9 protein-coding genes are annotated in these 14,906 nt (G+C 61.6%); all 9 read right to left on the reverse strand.

The window, feature by feature from the left end:
• Nucleotides 1-15 precede the first annotated feature (15 nt).
• Nucleotides 16-969, reverse strand: a complete 954-nt coding sequence (locus tag B9A31_RS11210; protein WP_027615301.1) for an NAD-dependent epimerase/dehydratase family protein — start codon at nt 967-969, stop codon at nt 16-18.
• Nucleotides 969-2,099 carry an FkbM family methyltransferase gene (locus tag B9A31_RS11215; protein WP_016711803.1) on the reverse strand — a complete coding sequence of 377 codons (1,131 nt, stop codon included), beginning with the start codon at nt 2,097-2,099 and terminating at the stop codon, nt 969-971. Before B9A31_RS11215 ends, B9A31_RS11210 begins: the two co-directional genes overlap by 1 nt.
• On the reverse strand, nt 2,099-3,928 hold the full coding sequence (locus B9A31_RS11220) for a thiamine pyrophosphate-binding protein (RefSeq protein WP_232238337.1): 1,830 nt from the start codon (nt 3,926-3,928) through the stop codon (nt 2,099-2,101). Before B9A31_RS11220 ends, B9A31_RS11215 begins: the two co-directional genes overlap by 1 nt.
• A gap of 2 nt (nt 3,929-3,930) precedes the next feature.
• Entirely contained in the window at nt 3,931-5,040 is a 1,110-nt protein-coding gene (locus B9A31_RS11225; protein ID WP_012051613.1) for an N-acetylneuraminate synthase family protein, read from the reverse strand.
• 151 nt (nt 5,041-5,191) lie between these two features.
• Complete coding sequence (locus tag B9A31_RS11230; protein ID WP_027615303.1) at nt 5,192-8,680, reverse strand: glycosyltransferase; 3,489 nt, start codon at nt 8,678-8,680, stop codon at nt 5,192-5,194.
• Between the two features lie 91 nt (nt 8,681-8,771).
• Complete coding sequence (gene rfbH, locus B9A31_RS11235) at nt 8,772-10,094, reverse strand: lipopolysaccharide biosynthesis protein RfbH (protein ID WP_027615304.1); 1,323 nt, start codon at nt 10,092-10,094, stop codon at nt 8,772-8,774.
• Nucleotides 10,087-11,163, reverse strand: a complete 1,077-nt coding sequence (rfbG, locus tag B9A31_RS11240; protein ID WP_197739513.1) for a CDP-glucose 4,6-dehydratase — start codon at nt 11,161-11,163, stop codon at nt 10,087-10,089. The genes rfbH and rfbG overlap by 8 nt, the downstream gene beginning before the upstream one ends.
• Nucleotides 11,145-11,915: a glucose-1-phosphate cytidylyltransferase gene (gene rfbF / locus B9A31_RS11245; RefSeq protein WP_016711808.1), complete on the reverse strand. Its 771-nt coding sequence runs from the start codon at nt 11,913-11,915 to the stop codon at nt 11,145-11,147. The genes rfbG and rfbF overlap by 19 nt, the downstream gene beginning before the upstream one ends.
• Nucleotides 11,916-12,162: 247 nt before the next feature.
• The gene (locus B9A31_RS11250) at nt 12,163-14,880 is read right to left on the reverse strand and encodes a glycosyltransferase family 2 protein (protein WP_084296996.1); all 2,718 of its coding nucleotides are present in this window, start codon (nt 14,878-14,880) and stop codon (nt 12,163-12,165) included.
• Between the last annotated feature and the right edge of the window lie 26 nt (nt 14,881-14,906).

Raw genomic sequence — 14,906 nt, forward strand, 5'->3', positions numbered from 1 at the left:
CAACCGGGCAGCCCTCTAAATTGCCGCATCCCTGATCGACTGCTGCAAACCATGGCGCAGTTGCAACCCGAGTTCCGAGCGCGCCTTGTCGATGCAGGGTACATACCGGTTCCGGAAACTTCCCGGGGTAGCCTGAGCAGCTGCAATGTGCACCGTTTTTTGGGGGGACAGCACGTCACGCACCTGGTGAGCGAGCTCAGCGATTGTCACCGCCTCGTCCGAGCCGACGTTGTAAGCAGTGCCCGCGCGCCCTTGGCGCAGCATCACATCCAGCCAGTGAGCCAGATCACGCTGATCCATGTAGGACCGCACAGGCGTTCCATCCCCGCTGACGCAAATGGCGGGCGACTCAAGGGCATCGCGGATGAAGTTGCCTATCGCGAAGTGCACATCGCGCGGCAGGTCCCTGCCGACAAACGCGAAACAGCGGGCGATGATCACCTCCAGACCAAACTGGTGCTGGTACAGGATGCACAGATGCTCGGCGCAGCGTTTGGCAACGCTGTAGGCATGGGCAGGCTCCAGCGGGTCGGGCAACCCATGGTAATCCTCGGGGATCTGCTCCAGCCCCTGCGGCTGGGGGCCGTACACACCGCCGGAACTGGTCATCAACAAGCGCGGGATACGCTGCCTGACAGAATAATCCAGCACATGACGGGTCCCCTCGACGATCTGGGTATACCGCTGCAATGGGCTGAGCTGAGCCCCGGCTGTCGAGTCGGCTGCCGCATGCAACACATGCGTGAAGCCGCCCGTTTCAGGAAACGACGCAGGCTGCAGAATGTCGCCCTGCTGCAGCCGCAGCCACGCCAGGCCGGAAAACTCAGGATGCCTGGCCAGAAAGGCCTCTGGCGCTCGGCTCAATACCGTGACCAACGGCACCTGCAAACCTGCATTGGCGATGCCCAGCCAGTGGCGTAGCAGCGCCTTGCCAAAAAAGCCGGTACCGCCGGTCAATAGCAGGTTCATCAGTTCGGCACTGCGTACAAGACCGACTCGAACGTGTTCGGGCAGTGTTGCCGGATATGGAACCGGTAATCGGAGCAAAACTCGAACAGCAACTCCGGCAGCTCCCACAAATCCTGAGGGTTGTGGTACAGGGACACAATCAGTACCGGGCGGCAACGCCGAATGATCTGTTCAGCACCACGCAACACCTGGGCCTCAGCGCCCTCGACATCCAGCTTGATCAGGTCGACCGGCGCACTTGGCAGCATCTGGTCCAGCGCAACGGCTGCAATCGATACGCCCCCACCTTGCTGGCTGATAGAGCAAGCCTCACCTTGGCCAGCATTGAACGTAAGAATGCTGTAATGCTCAGCGGCCGCCAATGGCAAACAAATTGCGCGGGTATCTTCAGCCCCAATGCGTTGCACCAAGCGGGTGAAATTTTCAGGGTCAGGCTCAAGCAGAAACGCTCGGCTGCAGGAGATTTCGGGCCAGGCAATCAATTCTTCATAGCTGTCACCGTCATAGGCACCACAGTCCACGTAGGTGATATCGCGCCCCTGCAAGGCCGGCAACGTCAGCGCGTTGATGTAACGCTCCTCCTCCGACAGAAAGCTGGCGTACTCAAGGTCAACCCCGAGCCGGAATGCGCACATCCGATAAAGAACCTGCTTGCTTTCGTTATCAGCCAGCTTGTCTGCCACGCGCCCGATACGTTCCATGGCGTCCAGCAGGTAATTACGGCTACTCAGCCAGAACCGCCACCCCAAGGCCGCAGCGAACTGTTCGTACAACTCCCAAGGCATCAATGGCTTGGCGAAGCCTGCCTCGGCAACGATCGACAACAACTCATCGTAAGGCGCATCGCGGTTGAAAATACCGAGTGCAAGTTGCGCTTCGGGCGCCTGGCGGGCCAGCGCCTGCCAGTTCAATACGGGCAACCCCTGGGCCGTATCGATGCGTGGCGATGTCTCTACAAAGCCGGCAACCGCAATACCTTGCTGCTGTGCGGCGGTGGCCAGGCTACGACCGAAGTTCCCGGCGCCGAAGATCCACAACGGCCGCTGTGGATCAATGCGCGCCGGTACCACGTCAGCTGCCCGGTCACGCAGTGCAATGAAGTCTTGGAAGCGATCTATCTTCTCAGCCATTACATACCCCTTTTATCGGTGTTGGGGACGGCACGCAGCGCTGCAGCTTCTGCACGAATCTGCGCCATGGTTTCCGGCTCCAGGAACGGGTGCATGTCATCGAGCTCCGGGGTGACGAAAGCACCGTTGGCATCGACCCGCGACTTGATACGCGGCACGAACTCCTGCCGAGGGTCGACGTGCAGGTCGATCAGCATCGGGCCATCACTTTCCAGAAGTGCATCGAGACGCGCCAGGTCGCCCTGCGTAGCGATGCTCTCGGCGCGCAGGCCATAAGCGCTGGCCACGGCAGTGAAGTCGGGGAAATCCACGCCCGATTCGGGCGTGGCGCCGATCACCCGGCCAAAGAAGTTTTCGTGTGTTTGCCAGATCGAGAGGTAACCGCGATTGTTGAGCACGATTACGATCACATTGACGCCGATGGTCTTGAGCGTTTGCAGTTCCTGAATGTTCATCTGCAGGCTGCCGTCGCCCGCAAAGCAGATCACGCGGCGTGCACCTTCCGCTTTGGCTGCCGTCGCCGCACCAATGGCCGCAGGCAGGTCATAGCCCATCGACGCGGAGCCCGAGTTGCTGAACAGGCGCTGGCCCTTTTGCAAGGCGCCGATCTGGAATGGCAGGATGCAGGCTGACGCATTGCCACATACCACGATGTCATCCGCACGCATCTGCGCAAAAATGCGCTGCACCATCAGGTACGGGTTCAAAGGCCCATCGGCTTTTTGCGTGTGCTCCGCCGATGCCGGATAGGTACGCCCTATGTGCTGGCACCATTGCACCCACGGCGCAAAACTCTGCAGGGTGGCCTTTGCCAGCTCTTGCTCGAAAACATCGAGGAAGTCTGCCAGGTCGGCGGTAACGCCGAAGTCCGGGCGCACGGTGGGCTTGTTCAGTTCGGCGGCGTCGATATCGACCTGAGCCACCCAAGCGTGCTTGGCGAATGCCTGCCAGTTATAACTGGTTTGTCGCACATTCAGGCGCGACCCCAGCACCAGCACAAAATCAGCCGCCTGCAAGCAGAAATTGCCGGCACGGGTCCCGATAGTGCCAGGGCGACCGGCGAACAGCGGGTGGTCGGACGCGATCAGATCATGGGTCCAGGCGGTCGCCAGGGGGATGCCGTAGCGCTCCACCAGCGCCAGTAGCCGTTGCTCGGTACGTGAAAGGCGTACGCCGGTGCCGCCCAGCACAACTGGGCGGTGCGATTGCAACAGCTTGCCGACGATATCACGGCAGGCGGCGCGCAAATCCTCGGCACGCGGCGGCTGGATCAACGATGGCGCCGGGATATCGAGTGGCACTTGGGATTGCTGGATATCCAGTGGAATATCGAGCCAGACAGGCCCGGGGCGACCGCCCACGGCTTCGGCGAATGCCTTGGGCAGCATGACCTCCACATCCTGCTCCGAACGCACGATCTGCGCGTACTTGCACACCGGGCTGGCCATGGCGATGGTCGGCCCCTCCTGGTCACCCAGTTGGCGCAGGCCAGGCACATCCTGGAAAGACACACAGGTCTCGCGCTTGATCTGGCCGGACAGCACGATCATGGGAATGGAGTCGGTGAACGCCCCATGCACCCCGTTGAGCGCGTTGATAGAGCCCGGGCCGGTCGTCAACATCACCACGGCCGGCTTGCCGGTGATGCGCGCATAACCCTCGGCGGCCATGGCACAAGCCTGCTCATGGTGCATGAACGTGCAGCGCAGTTGCTCATGGCCACCCAAGGCCTGGTTGAGGAACATGGCACCGCCGCCGGTGACGGTGAAAACCTGTTCAACCCCTTGCTGAACCAGCCATTGCGCAATTTGCTGAGATACAGTCGCCATCATCACAGCCCTCGGCCCAGGATCAGTTCTTTCAGTGCCGGAGTTTCACTGTAAGGCCCGTCAATGTGGTCGATGGTCAGGCGTTCGTTTGCCTTGATCGGCTGCAGCAGCGTTTCACCGTTCATCACTTCCCGGCAGGACAGCTGCCCTTTGTGCAGCGGGATGGCAAGGTAGAAGTCCTTTTCAAACTCGTCCCGGTTCAGCACGTAGCCTGGCGACAGGTCCCGACGTGCATAGGCACCGCGCACGAGTGCGTTGAGGTACTCGGTTTCCTTGCGCGAAATGATGCGTCGAGTGCCGCTGACACCCCCGCACATTTCCTTGGCCTTGTGGAACGCCTTGTACCAGGTATCGCACTGTTCAGGGAGCGAGCAGTAGTTGGAAACCGGCACCCCTTGGTACTGGATATCAATGTGCCGTTCCCAGGTACGTACACCTTTGCCGTAGGAAATGAGCATGGAAGAGTGCCAGTCGTGGTACTCATGGGTCGACAAGCCAATGACATGCCCAGGGTAACGGTTGCGCAGGTAGTCGATCTGGTCGAGCTGCAGTTCGTCGTCCTCGCTGGGGTACAGCGAAACGCAATGGTTAATGGCCAGCGGGATATCACGCTTTTCGAAGTAGCGGACGATATCGTCCAGGTCTTTTTCCGATGCACCACCTGTGGAAATGATGGTTGGCCGGCGGGTAGACGCGATTTTCTCGATAAGCGGCCAGTCGTTCATGTCGGAACTGGCGATCTTGATGATCGGCATGTCGAATTCGACGCACAGGTCAACCGAGGCTTCGTCGAACGGCGTCGCCATGGGAATGCAGCTCAGGTTGCGGACTTCTTCCACCATGCGGGCAAACTCCGCCTTGGTCAGGCGGGTGTCCTCGGTCTTCTTCACATAGCGAAGGTCTGCAGTCCCTTTGAAGTCAGGATGGATGAACTCGTCGACATCGCGGAACTGCAGCTTGATGGCAGCCTTGACGTTGTTGTAACGCGCAATCGTGCCGTGGTCGCGGACAATTTTCAGGCCGCGCTCCAGCTTGCCCCAATGATTGTTGGCGAGCTCCAGTACGAACAGGTTTTCAAACAGATCTTTGTCACGCTGACTAATGGTTTTCACCGGATACTCCCCTGGTTGCCGTGGGCCAGGTCGATGTGGCGCCAAGGCATGCTGTGTTCTGTGTATGGCTGATGCCGGCATTGCACGCCGCCTTGGGACGTACCTGGCGGCTATTGGAATAGTTGACTCTCTATCGGTGTCTGGTCTGCCCTCAACCTGGCAGCCAGGCGTCAAGCCATTGGCGTGCATAGCCTTCATCCAGCATGTGCCGTGCCAGCACCTGCTCGCGCAACGCTTGCGCGCCCTTCACACTGGCTGCAGGCTCGGCAAGGTGCGCCTGGATAGCACTGACCCAGTCCCCGGCCGTGTTCCTGACCCTGGTCACGGGCAACCCTTGATAGGGCAATACGTCACTGCACACCACCGGATAACCGCAGGCGGCATATTCCAGAAGCCGCACATTGCTGCGACACGCGTCGAGCCAGCCATCGCCAAGCGGGGCCAACGCCAGATCGAGCCCCAGCGACATGAGTTTCTGCGGGTAGTCATCGTAAGGCACCGGGCCATGTATCTCGCGCAAGTAGGGCCGTAGCGGGGGCGGGCATTCACCCAGGCAGACCCAATCCACATCCGCGTGCAAGGCCTGAACAATCTCCAGCATCAGGCGTTGAACGCTGGTGCCGAACTGATCACCCACCCACCCGATACGTGGGCGGCTACCCGGCTGCCGTTGAGTGGCCAACGCCCCCCAACGCGCCGGGTGCAGACGATCCGGCATGACACGAATATCGGCACAGAAGCCTTGCAGTGCTTCGGCCAAGGCAGGGGTTGGCACCACCAGCCGGTCTACAACGCCGGCAGACCACCGCAGCGCACCTGCAAGATCGTCGTCAGCCAGGCCAGGCGAGTCGGCATTCACTTCGCCCACCTTGAACGCGCGGCTGAACCGGGCATTGCTACGCAACGCGTCAATCTGGGCCTCGCTGGCCGGCCGCCGCATCACCCAGCTGTCGGGCTGCAACCGCTCCAGCTCAGCAGGCAGATACGGCCGCAAAGCCAGCCGGACATCCGCCAGGCCGGCGATACTCATGGACAACGCCGGGTCGACAACCCGACTGCGCGCAGTGCCGGCAAGTTCGCCCGGCATACTCAGCAGCACAGGCAACGGGCGCCAGCTCAAGGGGTTCCACGACAGGCCCGGGTCAGTCTCAAGCTCAAAACCAGCACCCTGCAAAGACAGGTTGCGGTTGTAGGCCGGATCGCGGGCGATGACAGGCAGCCATTTGCCATACAACGCGTCCTGTTCGGCTTCGACCGCTTCGGCAGGCACGAGCTCGCCCTGCCCTTCGCACACCAGCACAGCATGCGGCGTCCACACCGTGAGATAACCGGCCTGGCGCGCCTTGAGGCAAAGATCGAGACTGGCACCGGTGCGCTGCGCCAGGCCTTCGTCCATTCCACCCACCTCCAGGTAAAGCGCCCGGCGAATCAGCAGACAAGCGCCAGACACGGCACTCACGTTCTGGTCCAGCTCAAGCCGGCGCATGTACCCCTCATCGTGCGGCAGCCCGGAAAACGCCGAGTTGCCAGGGCCATTCAAGCCCAGCACCTGCACAGCCTGTTCGACCATGCCATTGGGGTGCATCAACCGCGCGCCGACGATGCCTACTTCCGGGCGTTGCCCGTGATTGAGCAACGCGTCCAGCCAGTCATCGTGCACGATCACGGTATCCTCGTGCAGCAGCACCAGGTACTCGCCCTGCGCATGCCTGGCCGCCAGATTACAGGCAGTGGCATGGTCACGTACCGACGCATCACTCAGTACGCTGAGCCGGTTTTGCTCCCGCGCCACAAGGCCATCCAGCCAGGCACGGGTAGCCGGGCTGCTGCCATCGTTAACCAGCAGAATCTCGAAGTGGGGGTAACGGGTTTTTTCAATCAACGCATGCACGCAGCGCTGTACGTGATCGAGACGCCCATTGCACGGCACGACCAACGAAACCAATGGCTGCTCGGCGTGCCCATAATCAATGCGATGAATGCCTGGCCGATGCATGCACACCTGCGCCTGGGTATAGCCGCGCCGCTGCAAATGGCGCAGCAGCACCGCCTGTTCCTGAGGGCTGTGGATAGGCGCTTCGCTGGGTGATATGCACACGGGTTCGCTGACATGAGCCAGCCCGTCGAGGCCATCGGCATCTTCGATCAGGTGCAACAGCAACGCGAGCTCGGCCGCCCCCGCGCAGGCCAGGTCGAAACCGCCCGCCTCGAGGAATACCTCGCGGCGATAGAACCAATTCCGCGCCAGTTGGGCCGGGCTGGCCAGCAGCATGTCGAGATTGAAGTCGGGGCGCAGCAGCGCCTGCCGGGTACCCTGTGGCGTGGTCACCAGCTCATCGGCATACACCGCACGCACCTGGTCGCCCTCAAGCAACTCCAGCGCGAGTATCAACAACCCGAACGGTGTGAACGTGGTGCCTGCACGCACAAAGCAGAGCCACTGCCCGGTGCCTTGTTGCAAGACCAGTTGGTTAAGCGTGGCAAGCTCGCAATCGGCAGGCACATGGACGGCGAGCTGCTGGTACATCTGCCCTTGCAGGCTTTGGCGCGTGGCCTCGACCGCAGCTGGCGGGCCGTCTGGGAGGATGACGAAATCGAACGTGGGCAAGTCCATGCGCCTGTCTTCCAGACGCTGGGCGATCAACGCCGCCTGTGCGTCAGTAGGGCGACGGGAGCGCAGCCACTGGGCAACCTGTGCATCTGGCCCACCTGCTGCCCCCTGCATGGCGTCTGGTTGCAGGTCGGTGCAAGGCATGGCCTGGGTCTGCTCGATGAAACTGGCCAACTGGTCCCAGAACCGGCCCTGCAAGTCAGCATACTTTTGCTGGACGATGGGCAAGCTCGATCTGGCATGCTCGATAGCCTCGGGCGCGTCTTCGAAGGCCAGGCCATCTGTGCCGAATTCGCCAATCCCAAGCGGTGTGCCATCAAAGAAGGGCGACTTGAGTACCACGGCCGGGCAACCACACAACATGGCTTCCAGCGCAGTTGCAGTGGAAGAAAAGCAATAAATACCTTCACTACGCCGGAACAGCTCGGCCATTTCCCGAGGGGTGGCTGGCCATTTGTTGGTAATGAGCGTGCACCGCGCCGCCAGCTCGGGATGTTCCTGAAGCGCAAGGGTATGGCGCCCAGGGTAGATCAGCCAACCTTTGCGATGGCTGTCATAGGCGTTGTCAAGGTTGTTGAACAGCGATGTATCGATCGGTGGCAGGAACAATATACGCTCAGCCCCAGCGCCCTTGGGCAACAGATGCTCTCCATAGGCAAAGATCATCTCCGAGTCGGCAAACTCCGTATCCCCTGCGATCAACCCCGGTACGTTGAGCAGGTAACGCACGACCGACCTTGCCTTGGTCGGGTTGCCTGACACCACTTCCGGGTACACCACGATAGGCTGGCGACCCGCCTGCTCATGCTGTTGCCTCAGTTCATTGGTGAGCAGCGGCGTGTGCCACATCGGGTTGGTCGTGGAGCTGTACAGGTAGGCGTCCTGGCCGCACCGGTTCAGCAAGTGACACAACATGTGCATCACCCGGATACCGGCTGAGTTATGCCGATAGGCGGGCGCAACGATGTAATACGGGCGCGGCGACGCAACGTGCAATGGTGGATAGTGCTGAGTGCTCACGAGTTGCATCCTGGATGTGGCATGGACGGGCGTGCGCCGCTGGCTCGGGCGAACAACCTGCGGCAGCGCCCGGCAATTCGTTCACACGCAAAGGCGCTCATCAGCGCAGCCTCCGCACATAGGCTTCGATGCTGCCGGCCACATGCTCGAGGTGGTCTTCGCCAAGCCCGGGCCACAGGCCGACCCAGAAGGTGTCCTTCATGATCTTGTCGGTCACCGTCAGGTCACTGGCTACCCGGTATTGCTGGTCTTTCATGTAGGGCTGTCGGGTAAGGTTGCCGGCGAACAGCAGGCGAGTACCCACCTTCTGCGCATCGAGATGACGCAAAAGGTCCAGCCGCTCGACACCACAACCATCACGCAATGTCAGCGGAAAACCAAACCAGGACGGGTCACTGTTGGGCGTGGCGTGCGGCAGGATCAGTTGGTCTACACACCCGGACAAGCGCTCGCTGAGCCAGGCAAAGTTGCGCTTGCGTGCAGCGATGAAATCATCCACCCGGTCCATCTGTGCCAACGCGCAGGCAGCCTGCATGTCGGTGATCTTCAGGTTGTAGCCCAAGTGGGAATAGGTGTACTTGTGGTCGTAACCTTGCGGCAGGTCGCCCAGCTGCCAGCAGAAACGCTTGCTGCAGGTATTGTCTTCACCTGGCCCGCAATAGCAGTCACGTCCCCAGTCACGGAACGATTCGACGATACGCTTGAGCAGCGGAGAATCGGTGAAAACCGCCCCGCCCTCGCCCATGGTGATATGGTGGGCCGGATAGAAACTGAGCGTACCCAGGTCGCCGAAGCTGCCCACCTGGCGGCCATCATAGGTGGCACCCAGCGCATCGCAGCAGTCCTCGATCAGCCACAAGCCGTAGCGGTCGCACAGTTCTCGCACCACGGCCAGGTTGAACGGGTTACCCAGCGTGTGGGCCAACATGATCGCCTTGGTCCGCGGGCTGATCGCCGCCTCGATCAAGGCCGGGTCGACGTTATACGTACCCATCTCGATATCGACGAAGACCGGCACGGCACCGAACTGCAGGATCGGGTTGACGGTGGTAGGGAAGCCCGCTGCCACGCCAATGACCTCGTCCCCCTTGCGAATGGCACGATCCCCCAGGCGCGGCGACGTCAAGGCGGAAAACGCCAACAGGTTCGCCGAAGAGCCGGAGTTGGCGGTGAGCACGCCACGCCGCCCCAGGTAACGTGCCAGGCGTTTTTCGAATGCCTGGTTGAAGCGCCCGGTGGTCAACCAGCCGTCAAGTACCGCTTCCGTCATGGCCTGTAGTTCGGGTGCACCAATGACTTTGCCAGAGGGCGGAACCGCATGCTGGCCAGGTACAAAACCGGGCGCGGCCAGTTCCAGCTCGGCGTAACGGCCAACGAGCTCGGTAATTTGCTGGCGCAACTGCTGCGCCGTTTGATCAGTCATTGAACTCACCTTCGTGTGCCGCTATTTGCGTGCGGCAGTATTGCTGCATGTCTTGGCCATCGCGCCAGGCGTGATGCCATTCAAGGGTGTGACGCAACGATTGCTTCAGGCCCCATTTGGGCCGCCAGCCCAACGATTGACGAGCCCTGGAGGAGTCGAGGGTCAACAAGCCTGCTTCATGGGGCTGCACGCGCGCCTCGACAGACCAGCCCGCCTCGCCTGGCCACAACTGCGCCATGGCATGTACCAACTCACCCACGGTTGCCGTCCCGCTACTGTCAGGGCCGAAATTCCAGGCCTCTGCCACATCCTGGCCACGCTCGATCAACGCCTGGGCCAATAGCAGGTAGCCGTGAAGCGGATCGAGTACGTGTTGCCACGGGCGCACGGCATCGGGATAGCGCAAGATCACCGATTCCCCGGCTTCCCAGGCACGCAGGATATCGGGCAGCAACCGGTCTGCTGACCAGTCACCGCCACCGATCACGTTGCCCGCACGCGCGGTCGCAAGCGCCACACCGCGCTCGCGCAGGAACGACTCGCGCCACGAGGCGCAAAGCAGCTCGACGCACGCCTTGCTGCTGCTATAGGGGTCATGCCCCCCCAAGGCATCCTGCTCACGGTATGGCCATTGCCACTCGCGGTTCTCGTAGCATTTGTCGCTGGTGACCACCAGCACGGCACGCACCGTGTCGCACTGCCGCACGGCTTCAAGCAGGTTGAGCGTGCCGGTAACGTTGGTGGCGTACGTTTGCGCCGGGCTGCGATAGGATTCGCGCACCAGCGGCTGCGCGGCCAGGTGCAAGACAACCTCCGGGCGAAATGCCGCCACACTGCGCAGCAACCGGTCAGCATCACGAATATCGGCAAACTCGCCAGACACGCACTCGGCTAGCCGGGCGCTGTCATAAAGCGAGGGCGCGGTATCGGGGGCCAGGGAGTAGCCATACACTTCGGCGCCCATCTCGCGCAGGCAAAGGGCTAGCCAGCCGCCTTTGAAGCCGCTGTGCCCCGTCAGGAAAACCCGACGCCCCGACCAGAAGCTACGGCTCATGACCAAATGCGCCATTGTGCTTCATCGGCCTTCCAGCGCTCTTCCAGGTAACTGCGATCACGCAGCGTGTCCATGGCCTGCCAGAAGCCACGGTGCACATGGGTCATCAGCTGGCCATCCTGCGCCAGGGCACGCATGGGCTCGTATTCCCATGTGGTGACGTCGCCCTCGATGTAGTCGAAGACCCCGGGCTCAAGCACGAAGAAGCCGCCATTGATCCAGCCACCATCACCCAGTGGTTTTTCCTGGAAGCCATGCACCTGCTCGCCCCGCACATCCAGCGCGCCGTAACGCCCGGGGGGCTGAACGGCAGTGACCGTGGCCAGTTTGCCATGGCGGTTGTGGAAATCGATCAAGGCTGGCAGGTCCACATCGGCAACGCCGTCGCCGTAAGTCAGGCAGAAGGTTTCGTCGCCAACGTAATCGCGTACCCGCTTGAGGCGCCCGCCAGTTGCCGTATTCTCGCCAGTGTCCACCAGCGTGACCCGCCAAGGCTCGGCATGCCGGTTATGGATATGCATCTGGTTTTCCGACATGTCGAAGGTGACATCTGACATGTGCAGGAAATAGTTCGCGAAGTATTCCTTGATCACATAGCCCTTGTAACCGAGGCAAATCACGAAATCGTTGATCCCGTAATGGGAGTAGATTTTCATGATGTGCCAAATGATGGGCTTGCCACCAATTTCGATCATCGGTTTCGGGCGCAGATGCGACTCTTCACTGATACGGGTACCCAGGCCTCCGGCCAGGATGACTGCTTTCATTGTCGACACACCTTGACAGGCTGACGCCCATAGCGGGCTGACAAAATACTGACCAATTCAGTAAGTTGCCGTTATCTAGCAAAAAGATTGCCAATCAGCCTGACCGGGCAAGGTAAATGCGCGTGCAGCGGGAGATACCGCTCAAGTGTGGAGCCGGCCTTGATCGGCCGGGCTCGCGGGTATTGTCGAAACAGGCAGGACAGGGCTGCGACGTCAGCTTGCAGCCCTGTCAATAATCCGCCTCGGCCTACTTGACCTGTTCCAGCCAAGCTAATGGCGTCACTGCCTGCTCGCTGAAGGCCGAGGGCCAGCGTTCGAACAGCACCTGCGCCAACGCATGATCCGCTTCAGGCTGGGCGCTGAGCAACAGCCTGGCCTGCGGCGTCCAGACCACCAGTTGCCCGGCCTCGACAACGGCCCGGCACAGGTCGATATCGGCACCGTGGACAACCTGCAAGCCCGCGCAATGCTCGAACACCTCCTTGCTCACCATCAGGCAGTCGGCACTGACCGCCTGACAACCGCGCACTGCCAATGGCCACCGGGCTTCAGCACACGCTTGCGGCTTCAGGCCCAGCCAGGGCGAAGCCACCTGCGGCCCCAGCAGCAAGGCGTAACCCGCATGCAGAAGCGCAGTATCGCCCCCCTCGAGGCAGGCTCCGACCACACCCACTTCCGGACGCTGAGCCTCATTGAGCAGCGCCTCGATCCAGGCCGGGGTAATGACCTGGCTGCGCGCAGACACCAGCACCAGGTAGGCCCCTCGTGCCTGGCTAGCCGCCAGGTTCAGCCAACTGCTGCGCGACTCGCCTGGCTGGCCGACCAGCACATGCACCTTGCCGGCGAACGGCTGCAACGCCGCAACCTCGTGCTCGGCACACACCACCACCACTTCGTAGCGCGGGTAACGGGTACGCTGCAGCACGCTACGCAGGCAATCCTGCAGCTGCGCGGCATCGCCTTCACTTGCCACAAGCACGCTTACCAACGGCGTGGAGGAATGCCGGTAGTCGATGGACAATCCATCATTCGCCTGTATCTTCACCTGTGCGCGATAACCCAGTTGCGTCAGGTGTCGGCCAACCACCTTGGCAGCTTCCTCATCCAGTGCACTGCCGCCCTGCTCACCGATTAACAGGTATTCGGCCATGTGCGCCAGGCTGCTCAAGCCTTGGGCCTCTACCAGACGCAGCAGCAGGTCGAGCTCCAGCGCTTCACGGCAGGTTTCACTGTACCCACCCAGATCCAGCACCGCCTGGCGGCGCACCAGCCAATGCCGAGACATCAACCCAGGCTGGCTGCGCAACAGATCGAGGTCTGCACCTGGGCGTTCGACCCTGTGCAAACGCCCTTCACCGTCGCGCTGTACTTCATTGGCGGCGATGGCCTGGCAGGCAGGTGCATCGACAAGCTCCACCGACAGGCGCAACAGGCCTCCGGCAAGCAGCACATCGCCGGCACTCAGCAGCATCAGCCAGGCGCTTGGCAACTGACGCACCGCCTGGTTCAGGTGTGTCACCCAATTGCTGTCACTGACCTGTATGAAATGCAGCGTGTCGCGCGGCGTGGTGATGGCCGGTGGCTTGCCAGCCTTGAGCACCAGCAGCTTGAAGTTGCGTATGCCGCTGGCCAGCAGGCTGTCGAACGTGGCCTGAAGCGCTTGATCGTCGTTTTCCAGGTCGAGAACCACAAAGGCGATCTGCTCGGCCGGGTGCTTGCCCAGGTAGCGGAGAACGCGCTGGCGTCCAGCCTCATCCGGTGTAGCAGCCGAGATGGCCTCGATCACCTGACCCGACGGGGTGCCCTGCAAACGGCACTGTTCATCAATACCCGGGACCTGTTCGAGGCGTGCAAGCCAATCCGTCAGCTCACGGACATGCGCAGCTTCTTCTGCCCTGTCCAGCGTGGACAACAGCCGATGGCAGACTTCGCGATTGAACAGGCTCAACGCCAAGGCCTGCCAGTAGCGGTGGCTCAAGCTTTCTGCGGTATCGTTGGGGTGCTCCTGCAACAAGTCACGCTGCTGCACCCAGATCCCTTCCAGCGCACGTTGCTGCTGCGGGCTGGTCGGCCATGCGTGGCAAAGAAACTCAAGCTCGGTCAACCGCGCAAACAGTGCACCGTTGTAATAGGGCAGCTGTACGTCCTGATGCGGCTCGAACAACCGCTCGGGGTCATCGATCACACTGCGCCAGCTGGATGTGAAGATCAACGACGCCGCACCCAGATCGTAGGTGTTGCGCACAAGCCGGTTGAGGGCCGTGAAGCCTTGTTCGTCACCCCATAGCCGATACAGCCCGGCATCCCACTGGCGCAAGCCGCGTACCAGCTGCGTCAGGCGCTCTTCACGCTCCACCGGGCTGTAGCCGGCGGGCTCATGCTCACTCACCACATCGGTCTGGGCCAGGTGTGCAACCGGCCCTTGCGCCAACACGGCAAGGGACATTGCCACACGCACGGCAGGCGCATCCAGGCTGTCTGGCAACGCCGCCAGCACGGCTTGCAAAGTCGACACACGCATGACGGCACGCCAGGCCTGCTGCCCCGCCTGAGCGTACTGCAACAGCCTGGCTGTAGCGGTTTCGGCAATGGCAGATGCAAATGCCGAGCCTACGCGGTAGTACTCGACCTTGCCACTCCCCGGCCTGTAGCCCAACAACTGGCCTTGCGCAGCCACCACCCCAGGTTGCGCGTGCAGGCACGCCGCCGCAGTATCCAGAGCCGGGGCCAGCACGAAGTCGGTATCCAGCGCCAGCACCACATAAGCCGTGGCAAGCCCTTCCAGGCATTCTGCGAGGGCCTGAGCGAACCCGGCCGAGCTCGACCCAGCCGGCAAGTCAAACGCCACACAGGGGACGCAAGCCTGCTGGTAGTAGTGCTGCGCGCGGGCGCGGCTGTGCGCCTGATGCTCGCCCAGCAAAACAACGGTCACATCATTGCGCGAGCCGATTGCGGTATCGATCATATAGCACCTGTCCAATTGTCAATCAG

Origin of the sequence: Pseudomonas sp. URIL14HWK12:I5, assembly GCF_900176445.1 — a bacterium.
GTDB lineage: Bacteria > Pseudomonadota > Gammaproteobacteria > Pseudomonadales > Pseudomonadaceae > Aquipseudomonas > Aquipseudomonas monteilii.

What these genes read in the sequence shown, in the direction of transcription:
- rfbG (WP_197739513.1), bottom strand. Translation starts at nt 11,163, where the DNA reads ATGGCGCATTTGGTCATGAGCCGTAGCTTCTGGTCGGGGCGTCGGGTT.
- rfbH (WP_027615304.1), bottom strand. Translation starts at nt 10,094, where the DNA reads ATGACTGATCAAACGGCGCAGCAGTTGCGCCAGCAAATTACCGAGCTC.
- B9A31_RS11210 (WP_027615301.1), bottom strand. Translation starts at nt 969, where the DNA reads ATGAACCTGCTATTGACCGGCGGTACCGGCTTTTTTGGCAAGGCGCTG.
- B9A31_RS11215 (WP_016711803.1), bottom strand. Translation starts at nt 2,099, where the DNA reads ATGGCTGAGAAGATAGATCGCTTCCAAGACTTCATTGCACTGCGTGAC.
- B9A31_RS11220 (WP_232238337.1), bottom strand. Translation starts at nt 3,928, where the DNA reads ATGGCGACTGTATCTCAGCAAATTGCGCAATGGCTGGTTCAGCAAGGG.
- rfbF (WP_016711808.1), bottom strand. Translation starts at nt 11,915, where the DNA reads ATGAAAGCAGTCATCCTGGCCGGAGGCCTGGGTACCCGTATCAGTGAA.
- B9A31_RS11250 (WP_084296996.1), bottom strand. Translation starts at nt 14,880, where the DNA reads ATGATCGATACCGCAATCGGCTCGCGCAATGATGTGACCGTTGTTTTG.
- B9A31_RS11230 (WP_027615303.1), bottom strand. Translation starts at nt 8,680, where the DNA reads ATGCAACTCGTGAGCACTCAGCACTATCCACCATTGCACGTTGCGTCG.